Genomic DNA, 23,967 nt, shown 5'->3' with positions numbered 1-23,967 from the left:
AAAGGTGTGGCGGCTCTAAGCAGTAATTTGCTATTTGCAGCATTCATTTTATATCTGGCTGCGACATTTCTTTTTGGCGGAGCCATCCGTGATAAGAGAAAAGAATATAAAAAGCCAAGCAAATGGGCGTCTGCGGGTATTGCGATCACAATTCTTGCTTTTGCAGCACAAGCTGGCTATTTCATAACGAGATGGATCGCATCCGGTCATGCACCGGTCAGCAATCTGTTTGAATTTACAACGTTCTTTGGCATGATGCTCGTTCTTGCATTTATAGTACTCTACTTTATTTATAAAGTGTCCATTTTAGGACTTTTCACTCTGCCGGTTGCTTTGCTGCTTATCGCTTATGCAAGCATGTTTCCGTCAGATATCTCACCGCTTATTCCTGCGCTTCAAAGCAGCTGGCTGCACATTCATGTGACAACAGCCGCTCTTGGACAGGCGATTCTTGCCATCAGCTTTATAGCAGGTGTCATTTATCTGATCAGGACAGTGGATCAGTCGAAAAATTCCAAGAAAACATTCTGGCTTGAAGTAGTTATGTATACACTTGTAGCTACGATTGCATTCGTTGCCATTACAAGCACTTTCAGAATGATGGATTATGAAGCCGTATATAAATGGACAGATAAAAATGATCAGAATGCTGAAATGATCTATAATCTGCCTGCCCTTGTAGGGCCGCATAAAGGCGAGCTATTAACAGAAGGTAAAATGGAAGCTTTTATCGAAGTTCCTGCTCTCATTTCTGCCAGAAAGCTGAATACTGTCATCTGGTCAATTGCTGCCGGGTTATTATTATACGGAGCAATCCGTTTAATTCTGAGAAAGCGAATCTCAGCTTTCCTTCAGCCTCTCACCAAAAATGTGAATCTTGACTTAGTAGATGAAATCGGTTATCGCTCAGTTACAATCGGGTTTCCGGTCTTTACGCTTGGAGCGCTCATTTTTGCAATGATCTGGGCACAAATTGCCTGGACCCGCTTTTGGGGCTGGGACCCTAAAGAAGTATGGGCATTAATTACATGGCTTTTCTACGCAGCCTACCTGCATTTGCGCCTGTCAAAAGGATGGCAGGGAGAAAAATCAGCATGGCTTGCTGTTATTGGATTTGCCATCATCATGTTTAACTTGATTTTCGTTAATCTGGTCATTGCCGGCCTGCATTCTTACGCATAGGCAGAACTTGCTTTTCTTGCTAAAGAGCCTTCACTCATATAAAGTGAAGGTTTTTTGGTAAGATAATGCTATAGGAGTTTTTTAAGGAGGAGAAGCAAGATGGAAAACAACATGAACTATAAAATTCTGGTCGTAGATGATGAAGACAGAATCAGAAGACTTTTGAAAATGTACTTAGAAAGAGAAAACTATCAAATTGAAGAAGCTGACAACGGCAGTGATGCTCTTGAAATGGCCCTGTCTGCAGAATACGACTTAATCCTGCTTGACTTAATGATGCCGGGCCTTGATGGGATTGAAGTATGCAGACAGCTGCGCCTGAAAAAAGCGACTCCGATCATTATGCTTACAGCAAAAGGGGAAGAAGTGAACAGAGTTCAGGGATTTGAAGTTGGAACAGACGACTACATCGTCAAGCCTTTCAGTCCGAGAGAAGTTGTTTTAAGAGTGAAAGCACTGCTGAGGCGCTCATCGACAACATCATTCCTGAAAACAGAAACGAAAGCTAAGAATGTGATTGTCTTCCCGCATCTTTCCATCGATCACGATGCACATCGCGTGCTTGCAGACGGCAAAGAGGTCAGTTTAACTCCAAAAGAATATGAGCTGCTCTATTTTCTCGCAAAAACGCCTGATAAAGTATACGACCGCGAGAAACTGTTAAAAGAAGTATGGCAATACGAGTTCTTCGGGGATCTGAGAACGGTTGATACTCATGTCAAACGGCTGAGAGAAAAACTGAGCAAGGTTTCACCTGATGCAGCCACCATGATTGTCACGGTATGGGGAGTTGGATACAAATTTGAGGTAGGCAGTGAATGATGTTTTGGAAAAGCGTAGTCGGTAAATTGTGGTTTACCATTTTATTGCTCGTTTCATTTGTTTTATTAATTCTGACTGTGCTTCTTCTTGAATTCATTGAAAATTATCATGTGGATGAGGCCGAACGGGAGCTTACACAATTAGCCAACAAAATCTCGGTTATTCTAGAAAAACATGAAGATCAGGAACTGGCGCGGTCAATTTCATGGGAACTGGCGGATGAACTTACAAGCATCATCATCGTTGAAGATCAGGACAAATACTGGTTTTCGCCCAAAAAATTCGAGAGCACCCCGGTTTTTGACATGCAGGATATTCAGAAAGACCGCGAGCTTTCTAAAGTTTTTACAGATCAAAAAAATGTCAGCAAGCTCACGGAACTCTCCAAAGAGCAGCAGATCAGCTCGGACAACAATGATGAAGTGCTGGTCGTTGGCGTACCCTATGAGCTGAAAAATGGAGAAAACGGGGCAGTGTTTATGTCACAGTCACTGCTTGCTGTTCACGAAACAACAAAGCATACAACAAAGTATATTCTGCTTGCTGCAGGTATTGCAATTGTATTAACGACGATATTCGCTTTCTTTTTATCAACTAGAATTACCTATCCGCTCAGAAAAATGAGGGAAGCAACGCAAGAGCTTACACGCGGTAAGTTCGATACGAAGGTGCCGATTTTAAGTCACGATGAAATTGGCGAGCTTGCCATCGCGTTTAATCAGATGGGCAGGCAGCTGAAATTCAACATTAATGCACTTAACCAGGAAAAAGAACATTTAACAAGCATATTAAGCAGTATGGCAGACGGCGTCATCACGCTTAATATTGATGGGACGATTCTGGTGACGAATCCGCCTGCTGAACGTTTTCTTCAGTCCTGGTACTACGAACAAAAGATGCAAATCAATGAGGGGGAGGAAATCCCTCCAGAAGCGAAAGAATTATTTCAAAGAGTCGTCAATACAGAGAGAGAACATATAGTAGAGGTCAATCTGCAGGGCAGGAGCTGGGTGATGGTCATGAGCCCTCTTTATAACCAGTCTTATGTACGGGGCGCAGTTGCTGTTCTGAGGGATATGACAGAAGAAAGAAGACTCGATAAGCTCCGTAAAGATTTTATTGCCAATGTCAGTCATGAGCTGAGAACGCCGATTGCCATGCTGCAGGGATACAGTGAAGCGATTGTCGATGACATTGCGAGCTCTGAGGAAGAAAAAAAAGAGATTGCTCAGGTCATCTATGATGAATCGCTGCGCATGGGAAGACTTGTTAACGATTTGCTTGATCTTGCAAGAATGGAAGCAGGGCACATCTCTCTTAATTTAGAGCGAATCTTGGTTCATGAGTTTATTGAGAAAATAAGCCGGAAATTCCAGGGACTTGCAAGAGACAAAAAAATTTCGTTAACCTCCTCTTTTTCACTAGATGATCCTGAGTTTGTCCTTGATCCGGATAAGATTGAACAAGTTTTGACGAACCTTGTTGATAATGCGATCAGACATACCCTTGAAGGGGGATCTGTTGAAATTCATGTTCAAACCGTTGCAGGAGGCATGAAAATTGACGTAAAAGATACAGGAACAGGTATTGTAGAAGAGGATTTGCCTTTTGTCTTTGAACGTTTTTACAAAGCGGATAAAGCAAGAACGAGAGGACGTTCGGGCACTGGGCTTGGCCTTGCGATTGCAAAAAACATCGTAGATGCCCATGCAGGCACTATCAATGTTCACAGCAAGGTAAATGAAGGGACAGCGTTCAGCTTCTATTTGCCTCGAAAAAGCGATGTTTCTGATAGAACATGACGAAAATTCTTGTTTCATAAGAAACACCGAATGAAATTTCTGTTGAAGACCTTAGTCGTTTTATGTAAAATAAGACTGAATTAATAAAATCGTATACTTTGAGATATAGGTGCTTTACGCTTAATAGGGAATCAGGTGAAATGCCTGAACTGTCCCCGCAACTGTATTTGCCGACGAAACTTTGGCTAAACCACTGTATAATCAGATGGCTCTATTGCTGTTTATTATATGGGAAGGTTCGAGTGGAGGATGACGCAAAAGTCAGTAGACCTGCCGATATCTCTTACATTGTTTGTATTCTTCGGGGGCTTGAGCATAGAAACGGCAGGATTTATGTTTCTTTGCATACAATCTGAATCTAATTATGCCGTTTTTAAGCCCATCTGAGGAGATGGGCTTTTTCATATTTCTCAGAATATAAAGATCAAGCTCCAGAGTCTGACTTCCGTGTCATAGCATATCAAGGCAATTTACCTTTTCTTATGGGTTTCATGATCCACTAAATAGATACATACAGAAGAAGGAGAGATTAGTTATGAAAAAATTAATAAGTTTACTGTCCGTTTTCCTTTTAGCGCTGCTTGCAGCTTGCGGAAATACAGCGGAGGAACCGAAGAAGGAAGCTCCAAAATCTGAACAGGCTGCTGATGAAGCAGAAGAATTGAAAGCTGCTGTCACACTTACTAAAAATGAAATGGCGGAGAAAGTCGATTCTAAAGAAGTAGCTTTTGAAGAAGGCCAGACACTGATGGATGCAATGAAAGCGAATTTCGAAGTGGAAGAAGCTGGCGGCTTCATCAGCGGGATTGATGGAATCATGGCAAGCGATGCGGATAAAACTTACTGGCATTTAATTGTTAATGGAGAAGACGCTATGACGGGAGCTAATGAAATCGAGCTGAAAGATGGAGATAAAGTTGAGTTCGATTTAAGAAAATATGAGTAATCCTGGAGCGCGCTATGACAACTAGAAGAATCAGTCTGCTTTCGCTGCTGATCGCATTATCAGTTGTTGGAAGAATGGCTTTTCAATTTGTGCCGAACATTCAGCCAATGACTGCCATTATTCTCATCACTTCTATATTAATTGGCCCTGTAAATGGCATGATTGTAGCCGTTTTAGGATGCTTCCTGAGCAATTTGCTGCTCGGGATGGGAACATGGACAATCTGGCAAATGCTCGCATGGGGCATTCTCGCATTGATATCAGGTCTTTTAGGCAAATATGTGAAATCAAATCGCCTGATCATCTTTACACCGATTTCTGTATTAGCAGGATACCTATTCGGATTTGTTGTTTCACTGAATATGTTTGTCTTGACTGACCATGGATTCGCCTATTATCTTGCTGGTCTGCCGTTTGATACAGCACATGCAATCGGAAATGGCATTTTCTTTCTTTTGCTTTATCCTGTCATGAGAAAAACGTTTGAGTATTACTTGAAAAAGAAGGATTATGGCGTAACAATGCAATAAGAAAAATGGTAAAATAAAAGAGCGATTAGTTTCGCTCTTTTTACTTTTAAACCCTAAAGGAGCTGCTGAAAAATGAATTTATATACAAGAACAGGCGACAAAGGGAAAACAAGCATTATTGGCGGCCGAGTCGATAAAGATGATTTAAGAGTAGAGGCATACGGCACGATTGATGAAGTAAATTCATTTGTCGGACTTGCCATGACGTGGCTCCATGAAGATAAACTGACAGACCTGTATCATGAATTTGAAAAAATTCAGCATGAGCTGTTTGACTGCGGAAGCGATCTTGCGGTCATACATGGCAAACAAAAGCATCCGTATAAAACAACAGCTGAAATGATTGCATTCTTAGAAGAAAGAATTGATCAGTATTCTGCTGAGGCTCCGCCGCTGCAGCGCTTTATTCTTCCTGGAGGCACACACGCCGCATCCGCCATACATATTGCAAGAACTGTAGCAAGAAGAGCTGAACGCTGCATCGTTTCCCTGCAGAAGCAAACAGAGATCAATGAACATGTATTAAAATATATGAATAGATTGTCAGATTACTTCTTTGCTGCAGCTAGAGTCGCAAATGCGAGACTCGGTTCTAAAGATGTGGAATACGAAAGAAGCGCGATCGTATTTACGAAGCCCAAACAGTCATAAAATAGTTGGAAATGAGGGAAGGGAGCACCTTCCTTTTTATTTTGAACAGATATATAGTGAATAATATGTAACTTTTTACACAAGAAAATCGACTAATGGTGTGATCGGGGGTTCATTCATGGAAGAGTCCTTTCAGAGGATCTATGAAAAGTATCATGGTGATATTTTTCAATTCTTATTTTATATGGTGAAAAATCGTGAGCAGGCTGAAGACCTCGTTCAGGAAGTTTATATACGAATTTTAAAATCCTATGACAGCTTTGAAGGAAGAAGCAGTGAAAAAACGTGGATTTTCTCCATAGCAAGGCATGTAGCCATCGACTTTTTCAGAAAGCAAAAAACCTTGAAGCAAAGAATTCTGGAAACATTTGATTGGGACCGGCAGCAAATAAAGGATTTGCAGCCAATGCCTGAGGAAATTGCCGCTCAAAATGAAGAATTGCAGGGGATTTACCGTTCTCTCGACAGCTGCACAGTTGATCAGCGCTCTGTCATTATTTTGCGTTATTTGCAAGGGCTGTCCATTGCTGAGACCGCTGCTGCACTTGGCTTTACTGAGAGTAAAGTGAAAACCACCCAGCACAGGGCATTAAAAGTATTGAAACAACATTTGATTGACCATAATGTGAGGGAGGAGGGGATTTTAAAAGGATGAACAAATCAAATTGGAATGAAGATCAAATTGCCGAAGCCTTAAAAAAGCTGCCGCTGATTGAAGATAAACGGACTACTGCTGAAATTTATGCCCGATTGCCTAAAAAAGAATATAAACACAGGAAGCCTTGGGTAACACCTGCTTTCGCAAGTATTGCCGCACTTTTTATTCTATTACTAATATCGCCTTTTTTCATTAATCAATTAGGTATAAATCAAAGCAGCAGTAAGTCAGAATCAAGCATGGATAAAGCAAGTTTAGACCAGGCACAGCCATTCTCAGAGAATGCTGAATCAAAAAAAGAGGCTGAACTGACAGGCGGCTCTGAAAAAAGCACGTTTGTAGCCCGTTCTGAAGACGGTTTTTCCATTGTCACTGCTGCTTATCCTGATCAGCAGGTGCAAAATATGATCACTCTCAGCTTTCAAATGGAAAAGAGTGAAGATTATCTGACCATGTTTCAATCGGTTCTTTCAGATTTTAATCCGGCACAGGCAGGGCTAAGTTCTTCTTCTTTATCAGGGTTGAAGCTTGCTTATGCAGAAGGGACTCCATCTAAACTTTTAATCGACGTTAACGAAAATCCTTTCGCTCTGTCCGCATCAGAAACGGACAATAAACTTTTTACAGAAGGCATTGAAGAGTCCTTCCGCTGGCAGGGCATTGAAGAAGCAGAGTACTTTAAGAATGGAGAGAAGGGAATAGAACTGGGTGCATATGGCTTCCTGGAAGGGATGAAACTTGGCACTCTTAAAAGAAAAGCGTATTTCCTTTACCAGGAGAGCATTGAAGCGCCTAAACTTCTAGCCCCATCCTTGCTCCCATTCGATAAACTGTCTGAGGCATTGTCCGCAATGAAAGGAAATGGAACACTCGGGCTTAAGCCTGTCATCGAAAAAACAGTTGTCATCAAAGACATTGAAGAAACAAATGATGATGTGACCATTGAATTTACTTCTGAATCAACGATTGATGATAATGAAACAGATACTCTGATGCTTGAAGCCATCTTAATGACTGCTAAAGAGTTTGGATATGAGAGTGTGAAGTTCGAAGGATTAAATGTAGACAGAGTTGGAGAAATGGATTTGACAGAGGCAGTGCCTGTGCCGTTTTCCCCAAATCCTGTCGATTTAAATGAATAGAGAAGTGTTATGACCGCTGCACGATGAATGCTGCGGTTTTTTCTTGTTAGGAAATAAATTCGTAAAGTTTGCTTTGCTCCTGCGGAAAATAGGGGGAAGCGGGAAAACCCGAAGTCAAAGTTAAAATACCTTCAAAACCAATTTGCAGCTCAAACTCGCACCTGAATACCCAAGTTAGTCCCTCAAAACTGATTTTGCATTGAGATTCGTGATTTTGAAGAGTCAATTCACCATACAACAACCTATGAGAAATCAGCCGGATCCCTAAGCGTAAAGAAACCGATATATTCCGCATAGGAATGATTGATTTTCGCAATTAAAAGAAAATCCGATTAAAATAGAACGCTGCTTTTCCTGCGAAAATACAGGGTTACTCCTGCTCGCACCGTCTTAAACAATTCAATCCCCCATAAATCCTTATGTATGAATTGGAAATCACTGCATAATACTAGTATTGGTCATTTTTTGACAAACAAGAGCTTAGGGGGAAGTTATGTTAGATTTGTTAAGAAGGTTATCAATCGCGTTATTAGTTGGTTTATGCATCGTTCTATTATTCGTAAGCGGCACCCTGGCAAAGGCTGAAGGAAGATCCGGCGCTGAAGAATTAAGTTGGTCCAGCCCCATAAAGGGGACCATTACTGATACGTTTGGAACAAGAAGCGGAAAACATAAAGGGATTGATATCGCAGCTCCAGAAGGAACTATCATTCAGTCCGTACAAGAAGGTCTTGTGACGAAATCCTATTATTCAGATACATACGGACATGTGGTATTTATTCAGCATCCAGAAGGCTATGAAACCGTATATGCTCATTTAAGCAAAAGATCAGTCTCAGAAGGTTCCAAAGTGAAGAATGGAGATGAAATAGGCGTTATTGGAAATACAGGCGCATCCAGAGGAACACATCTTCATTTTGAAGTACATAAAGGAAAGTGGACCTTCGATAAGAAAAATGCCGTTAATCCATTTCTGATGGTGGCTGCAAGTAAAATTGAAGCCGTGCCGGTCCTCACGATGCCAGCATCAGCTGCGGTGAAAAATCCAGATTCTATTACTGTGAAAAAAGGGGACACGCTGTGGGGGCTCTCAAAGAGATACGGTCTTTCCATTGGAGCCTTGAAAGAGATGAACGGACTATCATCTAGCACTTTGGCAATAGGCCAAATGTTAATAGTTAAAGATAAGCCGGATAGTAAAACGTACACTGTGAAAAAAGGAGATACCCTTTTCTCGATTGCAGATGAGTTTCAAGTGACTGTTCATCAGCTGAAAAAAGAAAATCGTTTAAAAACGGAAGCGATCTTCCCCGATCAGAATTTGAAAATCTCTAATCATTCCAGTTCTTCAGAATAAACAGAAAATGCATTGTCACACTGCCCAAAAAAAGTTATAATGGACAAAACTTACGGGGGGCAGACGATGCGGACAGACTATCACAATCATTTAGAACGAGGCAGCCTGACACTTGATTATTTGAAGCAATTCACAGATGAAGCTGCAAAAAAAGGCATTCAGCACTTTGGAATCTCAGAACATGCCTATCACTTTTATCAGACAAAAGATATACTAAGCAATCCGTGGGTAGAAGAAAGACGATACTATGATATGAAGGACTATGTTGCACTTTTTAAAGAGGCATGGAATCATGGAATTGATGTGAAAATGTCTATTGAAATGGACTATACACCAGGAAAGCATGCTGAGATGAAAACTTTCATTGATACATATGATTTTGATTATGTTATCGGGTCCATCCACTGGGTTGATGACTTTGGCATTGATTTAAAAGAGTTTCTTCACGAATGGGACAGGCGCGATGTAAATGAAGTATATGAAAAATATTTCGATCAGGTTGTAACACTTGCTCAGTCAAATTTATTTGATATTGTAGGACACCTTGATTTAGTGAAGATTTTTAAGTATGTGCCAAGTGATGAAGAATTTTTGATGAAGCAATATGATAGAGCTACAGATGCCCTTGCCGCATCGAAAACCTGTGTTGAGATCAGCACGGCCGGTTTGAGAAAGCCTGTTGGGCAGCTGTATCCGGATGAAAGACTTCTATCTTTATGTTTTCAGAAAAACATTCCGATTGTCCTTTCTTCTGATGCACATATACCTGGTGATGTTGGGGCGGATTATGATCAGGCCATCGCTCTTGCAAAAAATGTCGGATATACTTCATTAATGACGTTCCAAAAAGGAGAGCGAAAAGAAGTGCCGCTTAAATAGTTGTATAAAAAAATGTCATTCTATATAGAGTGACACTTTTTTATGGAAAGAGTTTAGTTTCTGAAGGTTCTCATCTCATAAAATAAGAAAAAATTCAATCGTCTCCTATCTATTTAGATGCTAATAGTAGTAAAATGAAAGTCTACACATCATTTAGCGGGAGAATTTCATGTCAAAAAAGAAAAAAGTCCTTTACATATATTTTTTTATCAGTTTGATCTGGATTTTTGGAACAGATCATTTAATTGCGATTTTAGACTACGATATTTATACGTTTGTTATTATTTCAAAATTTAAAGCCATTGTTTTTATCATCGCCACAAGCATCTTCATCTACTACTTAATCAATGAAAACGAACAGTTTAAGGAGTTGGAGCGGGAGAAAGAAAAGCTTTTGTCCCTGATTAATTCCATGGTGGATTTTGTGAACTTTAAAGATGGCCAGGGCAAATGGATAGAAGTCAATACGTTTGGTTTGAATCTATTTCAGCTGCAGGGTGTTGAATATAAAGGGAAAAGTGACCGGGAGCTTGCTGAATACACGGATTTCTATAAAGAGGCTCTTTTATTTTGCGAAAAATCTGATGAAATTACATGGCAGGGCGGAACTGTCAGCCGCTGTGAAGAAATTATTCCTTTGCCTGACGGAACCTTCAAAACGTTTGATACGATCAAAGTTCCGCTATTTAACGATGACGGGTCAAGAAAAGCTCTTGTTGTAATCGGGCGGGATATTACACAAATGAAAGAAGCCGAGGACCGTCTGCAGAAGGCTGAAAAATTAAGTGTTGTGGGAGGGCTTGCTGCAAGTGTTGCCCATGAAATAAGAAATCCTCTCACCTCTCTAAAGGGGTTTGTTCAGCTGATGAATAAAAATGACAGTGTGAACAAAATGTATTACGAAATCATGGAAAGCGAGCTTGACCGGATTAATGAAATCGTCGGTGAACTCCTTGTTTTGGCCAAACCGCAGAATATTCATTTCAAAAAAACAAATTTGAACCAGCTTATGTGCAACGTTATATCGCTTTTGGAGTCACAGGCTAATATGTACGGCGTTAATATTGAATTTGAGCATGCAGCTGGCATGCCGGATATTGATTGTGAGCCAAATCAGCTTAAACAAGTCTTTATTAATGTCATTAAAAACTCGATTGAAGCCTGCTCTAAAACCATTGAGATTAAAGTCAGCCACAATCAGGAACATGCCTTCGTCGTGATTGCTGATGATGGTGAAGGAATGGAAGAAGAAAGACTTAAAAGACTCGGTGAACCATTCTATTCGGTAAAAGAAAAAGGAACAGGACTCGGCCTTACCGTAAGCTACAGAATCATTGAATCACATAATGGAAAAATATCTTTCAGCAGCAAAGTTGGCGAAGGCACGGCTGTTGAGATTGAAATTCCGATAAAAAGAACATAAAAAAACAGAGAGCAGGAAGACTGTTCTCTGTTTTTTTAATGTTAATTTCTTTTTATTTTGCTGAGCAGTCGGTTCAGCATTTCATGGTGTAGAGCTCCATCGCCCAACTCCTCGGCCAGAACGGCTCATCCAGCAAAGGCAAAAAGCGCCTTTACTGGATGAGCCTTTTCTGTCTGTCTGAGCTAAACGGGCGATTCTGCATTTCAGAGTTCAATGGCTCTAATTGACACGATATCATCAATTTCGGATAGGGTCCTCAGCAGAGCATCGTCCAGGGAACGGTCGAATGAGAGCATCATGATGGCTTCTCCGCCTGCATTTTTACGGCCTACTTGCATGGTGGCGATGTTTACTTCATGATCACCTAAAATTCGGCCAACGCGCCCAATGACCCCCGGTTTATCAGTATGCTGAATATAAATAAGATGTCCTGATGGGTAAAAGTCGATATTGAAAGAATTAATGCCTACAATTCGTTCACCGTAGTGAGGGATGTGCGTGCCTTTTATTTCAAAGGTTGTATGGTCACCATGGATTGTTACTGTGATGCAATTTTCATATCCTGACTGATTTGAAGTGATTTTTTCGCTGAAGCTGATTCCGCGTTCTTTTGCAATCATGCCTGCGTTTACTTCATTTACATTAGAAGCAACACGGGGTGTTAAAAACCCTGCAATCAAACTTTTTGTAATAAATGAAGTTTCAAGTTCTGCTACAGATCCTTCATATTTTATGGAAATGTCATTCACAGGCTCCTTCATGCACTGAGAAACGACGTTCCCCATTTTTTTGGCAAGCTTGTAAAATGGCTGAATTTTTTCGAACACTTCTTTTGTTAATGTCGGCAGGTTAACAGATGTCGTCACCATTTTGCCGTCCAGAAAATGCAGAACATCCTGTGCGACCTGGGCTGCAACGTTTAACTGAGCTTCCTTCGTAGAAGCTCCTAAATGAGGAGTTGCAATTACATTGTCAAAGGCCAGCAGCGGGTGATCAACTGGAGGTTCTGTTTCAAATACATCCAGCGCTACACCTGCAATGTGCCCGTTTTCTAAGAAAGGAATAAGGGCTTCTTCATCGATAATTCCGCCTCGTGCACAGTTGAGCAAATAAACGCCTTTTTTTGTCTTAGGCAAGGATTTTGCTCCGATAAGTCCTTTTGTTTCTTTTGTGAGAGGAGTATGTACAGTAATGATATCTGCCTTCTCTAGAAGTTCATCAAGACTCGCGCTTTTTACTGATATTTTTGCAGCGCGGTCACGGGTCAAAAATGGATCGAAAACAAGCACATTTACTCCAAAAGCCTGCGCGCGTTTTGCGATTTCTGTTCCGATTCTGCCGAGTCCGACAATTCCCAATGTCTTGCCGTAAAGTTCAGTTCCGACAAATGCTGTACGATTCCATTCATTAGACTTAACAGATACATTTGCCTGCGGAATATGGCGGAGAAGGGAAGTCATCATCGCAAATGTATGCTCAGCTGTAGAAATCGTATTTCCATCAGGTGCATTAATGACGACAACACCATGTTTAGTCGCTGCATCAAGATCAATGTTATCGATTCCAACACCGGCTCTTGCAATTATTTTAAGGGACGGCATTTTAGCGATTAATTCATCCGTAACTTTAGTGGCACTTCTGACAAGCAAGGCGTGAAACGTATGGAGCTCATTTGCTGCCTCTGACGCTTTTTTCTGAACAACCTCTACATTTTCTGCTGCAAGCAAAAGCTGAAGCCCGTCTGCACTCATTGAATCTGACACTAGTATTCGATACATGATTATCCCCCTAAGCACTTCTATTAAATATCAGATAATTTATCATATTAAGATTATTATGTCAATAACAGTAAAGCGTTAAAAGGGTAAAGACTTTAATTGGAAAAAGAATGCTGATCCGATTTAAAGCATTTATATTCACAAAATGAAAAGGATGCAGTATACTTATCTCGAAAACAAAATAATATGATCTATCTTCGGGGCAGGGTGCAATTCCCGACCGGCGGTAATGAAACAAATGTTTCTAGCCCGCGAGCCGTTTGCAGTTTGGCAGGATCTGGTGTGATTCCAGAGCCGACAGTATAGTCTGGATGGGAGAAGATGGAGGTTCTGGCGGTTAAAATGCAAATTTTAATCGTTTATTTAACCTTGCTTAATTTCTCCCTTTGTGTACGATGCGCAAAGGGTTTTATTTTTGCTTGGATAAACAGAACGTTTCCTTTCTTTCCGGATGGATCGAAAAAGGAGAGAGAAAGATGCAGCAAAGTAAGGTGAAAAAGCAAGTATCAATCGCAATGCTTGCAAGTGTAGGGTTTGTATTAATGATTTTTAATTTTCCGATTGGGTTCTCAAGCTTTTTAGAGCTTGATTTCGGAGATGTTCCGGCCATTATCGCAGCTATTTTGTTTGGGCCTGGAGCCGGTATTATGGTTGAAGCAATCAAAAATATTCTTCATTACATTATTATGGGAAATGCAACAGGCGTTCCTGTAGGGCAGCTGGCTAATTTTACTGCAGGTGTCTTATATATTCTGCCTGCTTCCTATATGTACCGTAAAATGAATTCAATGAGAGGCCTTGCAATTGGACTTTCAATCGGCACAATCGTGATGGCTTTAGTCATGAGTGTCCTAAACTATTACCTGTTTATTCCGGCATACACATGGTTCCTTAATGCCCCGGCTATGGCAGCGCCAGAATTGCGCGCCCTAATCGCAGCGGGAATTCTGCCGTTTAACTTAATTAAAGGAATTGCCATGGGATTTGTGTTTATGGCAATCTTCGCGAAGCTTAAAACATGGGTTCATGCACAAACTGATTATAAACGTGCTGCATAATAAATGAATAAAGAAAAACCCTCTGCCGCGGCAGAGGGTTTTTTGTGTGCTATTCAAACTTTAAAGCGTCGCCGTCAAATGATTCGTCAGCAATTTTAATGGAATCTGTCGGACAGCCTTCATAAGCATCCATCATGTCTTCTTCTAAGATTTCAGGTACTTCGACAATTCCCTGGTTATCATCAAGGGTTACGAATGCAATACCCTCATCATCATAATCATAAATGTCTGGTGCTGCTGCTCCACATGCACCGCAAGCAATGCAAGTATCTTTGTCAACGATTGTAAACTTTGCCATAAAAAAACCTCCTCTGAAATGGTCACACTCTATGATATGGTACATTCATTCATTTGTCAGTGAAAAACTGAAAAATCAGGTGCGTACCTCTTTATATTTATACATTGTAAATCTGTTTTCGAAACTTTTCAATAGGAAAGTACAATGAGAATGCTTATCATACAAGGCTTTCTAGTAATTAAGATACCCTTTACAGGCAACTTTAAACGCCAATTTTCAGATAGAATCTGTTACAATAGAAGCAAGAATCGAAACGTGTCAAAAAGTGTAAGGTGATGTGAATGACTCAAAATTATTTAGATATTGTCTATTTAGATTGTCTTAAGAAATTCGGCGGGGAACGCTCTTCATCAGCCGTTTTCCATTTATTAAAAGGGAAAAAATCCTCACAGACGATTCAGGACAGCAAGCTTTTTCACCTTTCAAACTTATTCGGCATGTATCCGGCTTTAAAGCGAAAAGAGTTTGAAGCAGCTGTGCAAAATCTCATTGAAAATGGATACTTAATTTATTCAGAAAAAGATGTTCTTATTTTAACAAAAAAAGCTGAAACTCTTCTTGAAACAGTACTGAAAAATAAGCCACTTCCTAAAAGCTTGAATGGATCCATCTTTTCATCAAGCGGATTTCTTTTCTGGAAAAGACTGATGCTGATGACTCAAGTTCTTTCTCATACAAAAGCAGGCAGCACAAAATACTTGCCTGTTACAAAAGATGAAAAAGTGCAGCGTTGGGTAAAGCATTTTTTTAAAAGGTCATCTCTAAATAAAATGGAGCTCTCAGATGGTCTTTATCAGGAAATGCTCAGTCATCTTCAGCGGTTTTCAGATCGGGAGGCGGCGATTTGGGTATATCAATTGACTTCAAATCAGCGCATTGGCCTGACATATGAACAGCTTGGCGAAAAATTTAAAGAAGATGCAGAGTACATAAAACTTCTGTTTTGGAACGTTATACACCGTGTACTAGAAGAATGCAGCCTGAAAAAACATCAATATCCGCTTTTGAACTCTGTGATACAAGACCTTTCAAAAGTTCACCCTCTTACCGAATCCACTTCAAAAACGCTGCAGCTGATCCAATTGGGAAAATCAATAGAGGACATTGCAAGAATCAGGCATTTAAAATTAAGCACGATTGAAGATCATGTTGTGGAGATTTCATTGAATGACACTGCTTTTGATTTTTCCATGTTTTTAGCGGATGATTGTCTTCAGGTTATTGCTAGGAAGATTGAGGAATTAAACACGCATCAGCTGAGAATTGTAAAAGAAGCGCTGAATGACCGTTATTCATATTTTCAGATCAGGCTCGCTTTTACACGTCTTTAGGAGGAAGTCATGAACGTTAAACAAGCATTAAAGCGCCATTTCGGACATGATTCATTTCGAACTGGCCAGGAAACCATCATAACGGACATTATAGACGGCCATGATGCAATCGCCCTTCTTCCTACAGGAGGAGGGAAGTCGCTTTGCTATCAGCTGCCTGCTTACATTCTGGAAGGGACGGTTCTGATCGTTTCACCGCTCCTTTCACTAATGGAAGATCAGATTCAGCAAATTCGCCTCCGGGGGGAGAAGAGGGTCATTGGCTTAAATGGCGCTCTCCCTTATATGGAAAGACAAAGAGCATTAAGCAGACTGAATCAATACAAATATATCTTTGCATCGCCAGAAATTCTGCAGTCTGAAGCAGTTGCTTCTGCACTTCGGGAGATAAAACTCTCATTATTTGTAGTTGATGAAGCTCACTGTATTTCTCAATGGGGTCATGATTTCAGACCTGACTACTCAAAGCTAGGTGAATTAAGAGAGAAACTTGGCTGGGCACCTTGCATGGCACTGACTGCGACTGCGACACCAGAGGTGCTTAAGGATATTGAAAAATCTCTCCACATGACGAACGCAAAAAGGCATATTCAATCAGTTAACCGGAGCAATATTGCTATTAAAATTGAGGAGTGCCATTCACTTGAAGGTAAGATGAAACGAGTATCTGAACTAGTAAAAACCCTGAAAGGCCCTGGTATTATATACTGCTCAAGCAGAAAATGGACGGAAAACCTTGCGCAATTTCTAAAAATGGAGGGCATTAGCGAGTCTGCCTGTTATCATGCCGGGATGGAGCAAGAGCAGAGGACACTGATTCAGCAGCAGTTTATATATGATCAATTAGATGTGGTCTGCTGCACAAATGCATTTGGAATGGGTGTTAATAAAGGGAATGTCAGATATGTCATCCATTTTCATTTTCCCTCTCAAATGGAATCCTACGTGCAGGAAATAGGAAGAGCCGGAAGAGATGGACTGCCAAGTGTAGCAATATCTCTTATTGGAAGCGGAGATATGGAAATACCTTTATCCCTGCTGGAATCTGAGTTTTCAACGTATGAACAGCTCCATCAGACCATTTATCAAATCTCTGCAGGCAGAGATGCTGAAGGATCATTTGAAACGGCTGGCGTAAATGAAATACAGGGAAGATTTATTCTTCATCATATCGAAAAGATCCCATATCCCCTGTCCGGAAATGAACAACAGGCGATTCAATTCATTTGGGGGAAAATTGAAGACAGGCGTTCTTTCAAAAAAAGAAAATTAGACGCAGTTATGAAATGGCTGCTGTCAAAAGAATGCAGGCGACAAGGCATTCTCAATTACTTTGAAGAAAAAAATTTCCAATCACAGGAGATTTGCTGTGACAGGTGCGGACTTGATCTTTTACTTTATGAAGAAAAGAAAGAGAAGCATACGCATCTGCATCTCCTTGAGTGGAAGGCAGAATTAAAGGCTATTTTTGGCCAGAACGAGTGATGAAATGGTTAAGCGTCAAAATGAACTTGTCAAAAAAATGACAGATGGGCAGCTGCTTCAGCAGCTCTATTTTACTCAAATTTTACTACTTACAATTTCCGTCTTTTTAAGTATGATGTTATTTAACAGATTGTCTGATTTTAAGGAAATATGGAGGCCTGAACTGGCAGAAATCTTGCTGTTCGGCGGATTGACTGCTGTTATTGTGATGATTTTCGATTGGATCATCATGCACACTATGCCGAAAGAATGGTATGATGATGGCGGCATCAATGAAAAAATGTTCAGACACCGTTCCTTGCCGCATATTTTCTTTCTATGTCTGTTAATTTCCTTTACAGAAGAACTTTTATTTCGCGGTGTCATTCAGACTCATTTTGGCATTTGGACAGCAAGCATCATCTTTGCAGTCCTGCATTTTCGTTATATAACAAAAGGTCTGCTGTTTATTATGGTGATGCTGATCAGTTTGCTGCTTGGTTTTGTGTATGATTGGACAGGTAATTTATTCGTCACAGTCTTTGCACATTTCTTAATCGATTTGGTGTTTGCCATTCAAATTCGTTTGCAGTACATTAACGGAGGTGAAAAATATGAGTAAAAATGAAGAAGCAGCTGCGTCACGCTCTTCCAGGAAAAATAAGATAGATGAATACAAATCAAGAACTGGCAGCTATCCATCCAGAAGTGAACTTCATAAAAAGAAAGACAAAAAGAAATCAAAGTATAAATATCCCGCTATAAGCATACTGGCCTTATTCTTTTTTCTGCTTCCCATAGTGTTTTACTACATTATTTCTTATTTCGATGACCGCAGTAAAACCGTCAATGGAGAAAATATTTCCGACTATGAAGATGTCTTAATAAAATATGGTGATGAAGAGGAAGAAGAAGAGCAGTCTTCTGACGAACAGTCCTTAGAAGAATCTGAAACAAAATCACAAGAAGCTGATCAAGCGTCTGTAAGCTCAGCAGAAACAACTTTCAAAACAGAGGCGGCAGCTCAGCAAACTTCAGCAGAGCCTGAACCTGAAAAAACACAGCCAGAACCAGAACCAAAACCAGAACCAGAACCAAAACCAGAACCAAAACCAGAGCCCGAACCCGAACCAAAAGAAGAGTACAAAGTAATCGAACACACAGTGGGTCCTGAAGAAAATCTGTACAGAATCTCCGTGAAATATTACAGTGACCGCTCAGGCGAGGCTTTAATTAAGCAATGGAACCAGATGAGCGGAGACGGTGTGTATGAAGGTCAAGTACTTAAAATACCGATTAAACAGTAAACGCATGAAAACAGCATGCGTTTTTTTTCATGCTTGCTTTTCATATCAAGATGGACAACATCATATAATCTGGTATAAGAAAAGAACCTTTCCCAGGAGATGTGATGTGTGTGGAAAAGCAAATACAGCAGCTTAGTGATTCTACCGACTTAGCGACTAAACAAATGCTTCAGAGCGTACTGAATAAAAAACGAAAATATGAGCGGTATAAAAAGAACTGTTTTAGATTCCAGATGTTTACACTGACAGGCGGGATGGCCTTTTTTCTCTACTTTTATCAATTGATTGTTGTTCCCAACGGAAGCGATATTGGCTATATGCTCGGTCAAGTAGTTGGAAGCGCCTTTCACTTTTTCATCATATTAACCATAGGGGCAGGGTATGCAACATCTCATTATTATAAGAAAAAAGAAGAAAAGTACGAAAAGGAATATCATGGCTTAAGAACGGAAATTATCCGGAAAAGCTCTGAATTGTGGCCACAGCCTTATCACTGGAAAAAAAGAGGCGAGGTTTATGACATGATGAAGAAGGATTTTGATATTAACCTGTATTTTGAAAGCAAATAAATAGAAGGAGTATAAAGGAATTTAGCAAATAACAGCGAATGTATGCTAAAACGTTAATGGGGTGATGCGATGTTTGTTAAAAGTACGATGATTCCTAAGGCAAGAACAATACATGCCGCAGCGGAGGATTCGCTGTATACGGTGCTTGAAAAGCTGGAAAAACATAAGATTGATGGAATTCCGGTTTTGGAGGGGACGGCATACATAGGGATGATCACCCGTTATCACCTATATGAGCATTTTTTTGAATCTAATGTACAGAAAGACGATTTCTTGAAAAATAAAAAAGCGGAAGAAATTGCCGTCAATCGGGATGTTTTCCTTGAAGGTGATGAGATTTTTGAAAAAACGCTGCTGCAGTTAAAAGACTTTCCGCTGATTGCCGTAGTTGGAGAAGAAAAGGAATACTTGGGTATTGTTACGAGATATGATGTTCTTGAACAATTTCAAAGCGCATTCGGAATGAACAAAAAAGGAGTCAGAATTGCATTTACCTCAGTTGAAACAGAGGGCAGGATCGCAAGGCTGACAGAGCTTGCAAGGCAGTTTCATGAAGACATCATTTCCCTTGTAACGTTTGATGAAACCGAAAGCATGGTCAGAAGAATTGTCATGAAAATTGAAAAAAAGGACAATATCAGCCGGTTTATCGAAAGAATAGAAAAGTCAGGATTCAGAGTCCTCGATATCCACGAAGATGAATAAACCCCCCTTCCCTACATATAAAAGTGTAGGGGAGGGATTTTTTTGTTTAAACATGCCGCGTTTTTGATCATCGGGTACTTATCTGCCTATTTAGCATGCATTTGGATACCTGTACAGCTTCCGTTTCAACTGTCTGAATTTATTATGATGCTCGTATTAAACCCTGCAAGATCCTTTTTTTCAATGATCCTATTTTCAATTGGATTTATCCTGCACGCTTCTCTTATAAAAACAGCATTAAGACTAACGTTTAAAATCGCAAGAAACGAAGGCGATGTGCTTGAGACGACGATTAGTTATTGTGTTTTTATTAATTTTTATATATTATTTCAAATAGGATTTTGGCAAACTTTAGTATTAGCAGCTTTTACAGTTTTATATGGGCTGGCAACGGCAAACCTTCAAAATTTCTCGCCTAAAAAAGCTCATTAAGATTTTAGTGTACATATCTAATGAAAAAATGTGCTGCAATTGCAGGATTATTCATTTGTTATACAAAGTTTACACATGCTGTTTAATCCTATATACTTTGAGTACAGTGATTTTTGTTATTGGAGGATTAGATATGTCTGGTCAAGAAGGCAAATACAACATTAAGGCAGTTTCCAAAATGCTTGGAATCCAACCAGGGACATTAAGAGCTTGGGAAAGACGCTATAATATGATTGCACCGGTTCGAAATGATTCAGGGCACCGTTTATATACAGAAGAACATATAAAAATTTTAAAGTGGCTGATCAACAAAGTAAATAAAGGCTTTACCATCAGCCAGGCAGTTAATTTGCTTGAAAACAGCGGCCTTGCTTCAGAAGAGCCTCTTGCAGTGTCAGCAAGTTCCGATACACCTGACCATGCGTTGGATTTAACAGAAGAGCTGCTTTCGGCTTTGCTTTCATTTGATGAGAATCAGGCGCATGAACTATTAAATAAGGCTTTTAGTCTTTATTCAATTGACAAAGTCCTCATCGACATTTTAGGAACTCTTCTCGTGAAAATCGGAGACATGTGGGAAAATGGCAAAATTACTTCTGCACATGAGCATTTTGCGTCGTCATTTCTCCGTTCGAGAATCGGGATCATCCTACATACCCTGCCTGTAAACGGACTGCTTCCGAAAGTAGTTTCTGTTTGCGGGCCAGGAGAATGGCATGAACTGGGACTTCTGATCTTTACTCTTTATTTAAGAAGAAAAGGGTTTGAAGTCATTTATCTTGGGACGAGCATCGCCGACGGGGATATCGATATTGTCCTTGAAGAAGTAAATCCGAGGTTTTTATTCTACTCATGCACTCTGCAGGAAAACATTGCAAAAACGGTCGAGTCAGTTGAGGAGCTTTCAAAAAAATACAGCAGCTTGATCATAGGTCTAGGAGGCAACGCCTTTAATAAAGTTCCAAGAGAGCATTTGAAAAACTATGAATCATTTTTCGTCGGGGATACGAAAAACCAGTGGGACAATTGGCTTAAAGAACGCCTTTCTGTGTAACCTGAGCACCCCGAAATCTTTTGCTTGTCTTAATGGGATAAGAGAGTGTAAACTTGTTAAAAATCAACGAACCATCCCATCTGTATTTCATATGATAAGGAAAAGGGCGTTCTGACGGCAGGAGGGTAAGGGATGCGGCTAGAGCGATTGAACTATAACAAGATAAAAATCTTCTTAACAATAGACGATCTAATGGACAGAGGACTTACGAAGGAAGACTTATGGAAAGATTCATTGAAAGTGCATCAGCTTTTCAGAGAAATGATGGATGAAGCAAGTGAAGAGCTTGGCTTTGAACCAAGCGGGCCAATTGCAGTTGAAGTATACTCTCTTCAAGCTCAGGGGATGGTCATCATCGTGACCAAAAACCATGAGGAAGAAGAGACTGATGAAGATTACGCAGATGATTACATTGAGATGCAAGTGGAGCTCGATCAAAGCTATGATATTATTTTTGAATTCAATGAGTTTGAAGACATCATACAGCTGTCAAATGCACTCTTCTCGCAAGGAATAAAAGAAGGAGCCGTATACTCCCATCAGAACAGATTTTACTTCATGCTAGATGAGCATCAGCCGATCGAAGTGGATTCCTTAATTTCAATCATTGCAGAATACGGTAATCCATCCATGATCTCCATTCATTATCTCCATGAATACGGAAAATGCATAATGGCAGATGGTGCAATTGAAAAACTGCATCACTACTATTGGAGTAAAACAAAATAACAAATAACGCCTGCAGATTTACTGCAGGTTTTGTTTTTTGATTTGGCCGTTTGTCATGTTGAAACTGTGCTCAAAAATGGACTGGCGAAGAAGATTAAATCCTCGAGCAGTTGAAAATATTCACTATTTTCAAACTTCAATCCGCAATATATAGCCAATTTTACCCATTAACACCACATCATTGAAATCGCTTACAAAAATGAGTTTGTTTTTGTTTTATTTCTGCTTTTTCTACTTTGCAGAAAACATCTGAAGGTGTATACTATGTCATGAAAGGTGGACATTTCCACACAATTGAAAAGACAGTAGGAGGTTTACTCGAATGGTAGCCGAAAAAAGCACCGATCATAAACGAGAAAAGCATGATGTGTTGAAATCAACACAAACGGTGATACATAAAGCCCTAGAGAAACTAGGATACCCTGAAGAAGTTTATGAATTATTAAAAGAACCGCTGAGAATGATGACGGTAAAAATACCTGTAAGAATGGATGACGGCTCAGTCAAGATTTTTACTGGCTACCGCGCCCAGCATAACGATGCAGTAGGACCTACTAAGGGCGGAATCCGGTTCCATCCGGGTGTAACCGAAACTGAAGTTAAAGCGCTGTCAATATGGATGAGTTTAAAGTGCGGCATTGTTGATTTGCCTTACGGCGGTGGAAAGGGCGGTATTGTCTGTGATCCCCGTGATATGTCATTCCGTGAATTAGAGCGCTTGAGCCGCGGATACGTAAGAGCGATCAGCCAGATTGTCGGACCGACAAAAGATATTCCTGCTCCGGATGTTTTCACCAATTCACAAATTATGGCGTGGATGATGGATGAGTACAGCAGAATAGATGAATTTAATTCACCTGGATTTATTACAGGAAAGCCTTTAGTGCTTGGAGGTTCACATGGCCGTGAATCAGCAACTGCGAAGGGCGTTACGATTTGTATATATGAAGCTGCCAAGAAAAAAGGAATTGAGCTTAAGGGCGCCCGTGTTGTTGTACAGGGATTTGGAAATGCTGGAAGCTACTTAGCGAAATTCATGCATGACGCAGGTGCGAAAATTATTGGGATCTCAGATGCGTATGGAGGTCTGCATGATCCAGAAGGTCTTGATATTGACTACTTGCTTGACCGCCGCGACAGCTTTGGAACAGTAACAAAGTTATTCAATGATACAATTTCAAATAAGGAACTGCTCGAGCTTGACTGTGATATTTTAGTGCCGGCTGCGATTGAGAATCAAATCACAGAAGAGAATGCACACTTAATCCGCGCAAGTATTGTTGTAGAGGCTGCAAATGGCCCGACGACGCTTGAAGCAACGCAAATCCTCACTGACCGCGGCATCCTCCTTGTGCCGGATGTATTGGCAAGCGCAGGAGGCGTTACCGTTTCTTACTTTGAATGGGTTCAAAACAACCAAGGCTATTACTGGTCCGAAGAAGAAGTTGATGAAAAGCTTGAAAAAGTTATGGTTAAATCGTTTAATAATATTTATGATGCAGCACAAACACGACGTGTTGATATGCGTCTCGCAGCATACATGGTCGGGGTCCGCAAAATGGCAGAAGCATCCCGCTTCAGAGGCTGGATCTAAAATCAAATATTTGCATGAATTCAAGAAATCTCCTATCATTACTGATAGGAGATTTTTTATAAAGGCTCTTTTCGTAAACATTGTTGCTTTTAGACTTGATGTTAAAACCATAAGTGGATTGTGGAGGATAAACTTGACTCCTGCGGGAAAATAGAGGAAATGGGAGACCCCGCAGGCATGCCGAGTTATCATGAACGAAACTAGCTCCTTACTCGTAACATCGTAGGTTAATTTGGTTAAACTGTTTTCACAAAAT

The 23,967-nt window shown here is 40.3% G+C and carries 24 protein-coding genes and 2 riboswitches; of the genes, 22 read left to right on the top strand and 2 right to left on the bottom strand.

Annotated features, from left to right (window positions below; genetic code table 11):
• Window positions 1-6 precede the first annotated feature (6 nt).
• From ccsB to GJU41_RS16095, 11 genes are all read left to right on the top strand, one after another.
• Complete coding sequence (gene ccsB, locus GJU41_RS16145) at window positions 7-1,182, top strand: c-type cytochrome biogenesis protein CcsB (RefSeq protein ID WP_170292812.1); 1,176 nt, start codon at window positions 7-9, stop codon at window positions 1,180-1,182.
• A 99-nt stretch (window positions 1,183-1,281) separates the two neighbouring features.
• Window positions 1,282-2,004, top strand: coding sequence for a response regulator transcription factor (locus GJU41_RS16140; protein WP_070877584.1), 723 nt, complete (start codon window positions 1,282-1,284; stop codon window positions 2,002-2,004).
• The gene (locus GJU41_RS16135) at window positions 2,001-3,806 is read left to right on the top strand and encodes an ATP-binding protein (protein WP_070877583.1); all 1,806 of its coding nucleotides are present in this window, start codon (window positions 2,001-2,003) and stop codon (window positions 3,804-3,806) included. Before GJU41_RS16140 ends, GJU41_RS16135 begins: the two co-directional genes overlap by 4 nt.
• A gap of 90 nt (window positions 3,807-3,896) precedes the next feature.
• A riboswitch (cobalamin riboswitch) is annotated at window positions 3,897-4,098 on the top strand.
• A 243-nt stretch (window positions 4,099-4,341) separates the two neighbouring features.
• On the top strand, window positions 4,342-4,752 hold the full coding sequence (locus tag GJU41_RS16130) for a DUF4430 domain-containing protein (protein WP_154319104.1): 411 nt from the start codon (window positions 4,342-4,344) through the stop codon (window positions 4,750-4,752).
• Between the two features lie 14 nt (window positions 4,753-4,766).
• Complete coding sequence (locus GJU41_RS16125) at window positions 4,767-5,282, top strand: ECF transporter S component (protein WP_070877581.1); 516 nt, start codon at window positions 4,767-4,769, stop codon at window positions 5,280-5,282.
• 72 nt (window positions 5,283-5,354) lie between these two features.
• Complete coding sequence (locus GJU41_RS16120) at window positions 5,355-5,933, top strand: cob(I)yrinic acid a,c-diamide adenosyltransferase (protein ID WP_070877580.1); 579 nt, start codon at window positions 5,355-5,357, stop codon at window positions 5,931-5,933.
• A 118-nt stretch (window positions 5,934-6,051) separates the two neighbouring features.
• Window positions 6,052-6,588 carry an RNA polymerase sigma factor SigX gene (sigX, locus tag GJU41_RS16115; RefSeq protein WP_070877579.1) on the top strand — a complete coding sequence of 179 codons (537 nt, stop codon included), beginning with the start codon at window positions 6,052-6,054 and terminating at the stop codon, window positions 6,586-6,588.
• Window positions 6,585-7,733: a GerMN domain-containing protein gene (locus GJU41_RS16110; protein WP_154319103.1), complete on the top strand. Its 1,149-nt coding sequence runs from the start codon at window positions 6,585-6,587 to the stop codon at window positions 7,731-7,733. The genes sigX and GJU41_RS16110 overlap by 4 nt, the downstream gene beginning before the upstream one ends.
• Window positions 7,734-8,226: 493 nt before the next feature.
• Window positions 8,227-9,090 (top strand): M23 family metallopeptidase, encoded by an 864-nt coding sequence (locus GJU41_RS16105; protein WP_154319102.1) that lies wholly within the window; start codon window positions 8,227-8,229, stop codon window positions 9,088-9,090.
• A gap of 66 nt (window positions 9,091-9,156) precedes the next feature.
• Window positions 9,157-9,969, top strand: a complete 813-nt coding sequence (locus GJU41_RS16100; protein ID WP_070877576.1) for a histidinol-phosphatase — start codon at window positions 9,157-9,159, stop codon at window positions 9,967-9,969.
• A 169-nt stretch (window positions 9,970-10,138) separates the two neighbouring features.
• Window positions 10,139-11,392 (top strand): ATP-binding protein, encoded by a 1,254-nt coding sequence (locus tag GJU41_RS16095; RefSeq protein ID WP_154319101.1) that lies wholly within the window; start codon window positions 10,139-10,141, stop codon window positions 11,390-11,392.
• 203 nt (window positions 11,393-11,595) lie between these two features.
• Here GJU41_RS16095 and serA read toward each other — a convergent pair whose 3' ends face one another.
• Entirely contained in the window at window positions 11,596-13,170 is a 1,575-nt protein-coding gene (gene serA / locus GJU41_RS16090) for a phosphoglycerate dehydrogenase (protein ID WP_154319100.1), read from the bottom strand.
• A gap of 189 nt (window positions 13,171-13,359) precedes the next feature.
• A riboswitch (FMN riboswitch) is annotated at window positions 13,360-13,497 on the top strand.
• A 149-nt stretch (window positions 13,498-13,646) separates the two neighbouring features.
• On the opposite strand from serA, the gene GJU41_RS16085 reads away from it, so the two are divergent.
• Window positions 13,647-14,228, top strand: a complete 582-nt coding sequence (locus GJU41_RS16085) for an ECF transporter S component (protein ID WP_070877574.1) — start codon at window positions 13,647-13,649, stop codon at window positions 14,226-14,228.
• A 49-nt stretch (window positions 14,229-14,277) separates the two neighbouring features.
• Here the strand turns inward: GJU41_RS16085 and GJU41_RS16080 are convergent, their stop codons facing one another.
• On the bottom strand, window positions 14,278-14,526 hold the full coding sequence (locus GJU41_RS16080) for a ferredoxin (RefSeq protein ID WP_070877573.1): 249 nt from the start codon (window positions 14,524-14,526) through the stop codon (window positions 14,278-14,280).
• Between the two features lie 281 nt (window positions 14,527-14,807).
• On the opposite strand from GJU41_RS16080, the gene GJU41_RS16075 reads away from it, so the two are divergent.
• The 10 genes from GJU41_RS16075 (at window position 14,808) to GJU41_RS16030 (ending at window position 23,711) form a co-directional block, all read left to right on the top strand.
• Window positions 14,808-15,857, top strand: a complete 1,050-nt coding sequence (locus tag GJU41_RS16075; protein WP_070877572.1) for a YpbB family protein — start codon at window positions 14,808-14,810, stop codon at window positions 15,855-15,857.
• Between the two features lie 9 nt (window positions 15,858-15,866).
• Window positions 15,867-17,342 (top strand): RecQ family ATP-dependent DNA helicase, encoded by a 1,476-nt coding sequence (locus GJU41_RS16070; protein ID WP_070877571.1) that lies wholly within the window; start codon window positions 15,867-15,869, stop codon window positions 17,340-17,342.
• A 4-nt stretch (window positions 17,343-17,346) separates the two neighbouring features.
• Window positions 17,347-17,943 carry a CPBP family intramembrane glutamic endopeptidase gene (locus GJU41_RS16065; RefSeq protein ID WP_070877570.1) on the top strand — a complete coding sequence of 199 codons (597 nt, stop codon included), beginning with the start codon at window positions 17,347-17,349 and terminating at the stop codon, window positions 17,941-17,943.
• Window positions 17,936-18,628, top strand: coding sequence for a LysM peptidoglycan-binding domain-containing protein (locus GJU41_RS16060; RefSeq protein ID WP_154319099.1), 693 nt, complete (start codon window positions 17,936-17,938; stop codon window positions 18,626-18,628). Before GJU41_RS16065 ends, GJU41_RS16060 begins: the two co-directional genes overlap by 8 nt.
• A 110-nt stretch (window positions 18,629-18,738) precedes the next feature.
• The gene (locus GJU41_RS16055; protein WP_170292811.1) at window positions 18,739-19,197 is read left to right on the top strand and encodes a DUF2663 family protein; all 459 of its coding nucleotides are present in this window, start codon (window positions 18,739-18,741) and stop codon (window positions 19,195-19,197) included.
• A 69-nt stretch (window positions 19,198-19,266) separates the two neighbouring features.
• Entirely contained in the window at window positions 19,267-19,902 is a 636-nt protein-coding gene (locus GJU41_RS16050) for a CBS domain-containing protein (protein WP_070877567.1), read from the top strand.
• 42 nt (window positions 19,903-19,944) lie between these two features.
• Window positions 19,945-20,334, top strand: coding sequence for a hypothetical protein (locus GJU41_RS16045; RefSeq protein ID WP_070877566.1), 390 nt, complete (start codon window positions 19,945-19,947; stop codon window positions 20,332-20,334).
• Window positions 20,335-20,467: 133 nt separating this feature from the next.
• Window positions 20,468-21,388 carry a MerR family transcriptional regulator gene (locus GJU41_RS16040; RefSeq protein WP_070877565.1) on the top strand — a complete coding sequence of 307 codons (921 nt, stop codon included), beginning with the start codon at window positions 20,468-20,470 and terminating at the stop codon, window positions 21,386-21,388.
• Window positions 21,389-21,520: 132 nt separating this feature from the next.
• Window positions 21,521-22,117, top strand: coding sequence for a genetic competence negative regulator (locus GJU41_RS16035; protein WP_154319098.1), 597 nt, complete (start codon window positions 21,521-21,523; stop codon window positions 22,115-22,117).
• A gap of 322 nt (window positions 22,118-22,439) precedes the next feature.
• Window positions 22,440-23,711 carry a Glu/Leu/Phe/Val family dehydrogenase gene (locus GJU41_RS16030; protein ID WP_070877563.1) on the top strand — a complete coding sequence of 424 codons (1,272 nt, stop codon included), beginning with the start codon at window positions 22,440-22,442 and terminating at the stop codon, window positions 23,709-23,711.
• Window positions 23,712-23,967: the final 256 nt, after the last annotated feature.

It is taken from the genome of Metabacillus idriensis (genome assembly GCF_009674765.1).
Lineage (GTDB): Bacteria > Bacillota > Bacilli > Bacillales > Bacillaceae > Bacillus_P > Bacillus_P idriensis.
This window is presented reverse-complemented; position numbering and strand designations above follow the sequence as displayed.

What these genes read in the sequence shown, in the direction of transcription:
- GJU41_RS16140 (WP_070877584.1), top strand. Translation starts at nt 1,282, where the DNA reads ATGGAAAACAACATGAACTATAAAATTCTGGTCGTAGATGATGAAGAC.
- GJU41_RS16135 (WP_070877583.1), top strand. Translation starts at nt 2,001, where the DNA reads ATGATGTTTTGGAAAAGCGTAGTCGGTAAATTGTGGTTTACCATTTTA.
- GJU41_RS16130 (WP_154319104.1), top strand. Translation starts at nt 4,342, where the DNA reads ATGAAAAAATTAATAAGTTTACTGTCCGTTTTCCTTTTAGCGCTGCTT.
- GJU41_RS16125 (WP_070877581.1), top strand. Translation starts at nt 4,767, where the DNA reads ATGACAACTAGAAGAATCAGTCTGCTTTCGCTGCTGATCGCATTATCA.
- GJU41_RS16120 (WP_070877580.1), top strand. Translation starts at nt 5,355, where the DNA reads ATGAATTTATATACAAGAACAGGCGACAAAGGGAAAACAAGCATTATT.
- sigX (WP_070877579.1), top strand. Translation starts at nt 6,052, where the DNA reads ATGGAAGAGTCCTTTCAGAGGATCTATGAAAAGTATCATGGTGATATT.
- GJU41_RS16110 (WP_154319103.1), top strand. Translation starts at nt 6,585, where the DNA reads ATGAACAAATCAAATTGGAATGAAGATCAAATTGCCGAAGCCTTAAAA.
- GJU41_RS16105 (WP_154319102.1), top strand. Translation starts at nt 8,227, where the DNA reads ATGTTAGATTTGTTAAGAAGGTTATCAATCGCGTTATTAGTTGGTTTA.
- GJU41_RS16100 (WP_070877576.1), top strand. Translation starts at nt 9,157, where the DNA reads ATGCGGACAGACTATCACAATCATTTAGAACGAGGCAGCCTGACACTT.
- GJU41_RS16095 (WP_154319101.1), top strand. Translation starts at nt 10,139, where the DNA reads ATGTCAAAAAAGAAAAAAGTCCTTTACATATATTTTTTTATCAGTTTG.
- serA (WP_154319100.1), bottom strand. Translation starts at nt 13,170, where the DNA reads ATGTATCGAATACTAGTGTCAGATTCAATGAGTGCAGACGGGCTTCAG.
- GJU41_RS16085 (WP_070877574.1), top strand. Translation starts at nt 13,647, where the DNA reads ATGCAGCAAAGTAAGGTGAAAAAGCAAGTATCAATCGCAATGCTTGCA.
- GJU41_RS16080 (WP_070877573.1), bottom strand. Translation starts at nt 14,526, where the DNA reads ATGGCAAAGTTTACAATCGTTGACAAAGATACTTGCATTGCTTGCGGT.
- GJU41_RS16075 (WP_070877572.1), top strand. Translation starts at nt 14,808, where the DNA reads ATGACTCAAAATTATTTAGATATTGTCTATTTAGATTGTCTTAAGAAA.
- GJU41_RS16070 (WP_070877571.1), top strand. Translation starts at nt 15,867, where the DNA reads ATGAACGTTAAACAAGCATTAAAGCGCCATTTCGGACATGATTCATTT.
- GJU41_RS16065 (WP_070877570.1), top strand. Translation starts at nt 17,347, where the DNA reads ATGGTTAAGCGTCAAAATGAACTTGTCAAAAAAATGACAGATGGGCAG.
- GJU41_RS16060 (WP_154319099.1), top strand. Translation starts at nt 17,936, where the DNA reads ATGAGTAAAAATGAAGAAGCAGCTGCGTCACGCTCTTCCAGGAAAAAT.
- GJU41_RS16050 (WP_070877567.1), top strand. Translation starts at nt 19,267, where the DNA reads ATGTTTGTTAAAAGTACGATGATTCCTAAGGCAAGAACAATACATGCC.
- GJU41_RS16040 (WP_070877565.1), top strand. Translation starts at nt 20,468, where the DNA reads ATGTCTGGTCAAGAAGGCAAATACAACATTAAGGCAGTTTCCAAAATG.
- GJU41_RS16035 (WP_154319098.1), top strand. Translation starts at nt 21,521, where the DNA reads ATGCGGCTAGAGCGATTGAACTATAACAAGATAAAAATCTTCTTAACA.
- GJU41_RS16030 (WP_070877563.1), top strand. Translation starts at nt 22,440, where the DNA reads ATGGTAGCCGAAAAAAGCACCGATCATAAACGAGAAAAGCATGATGTG.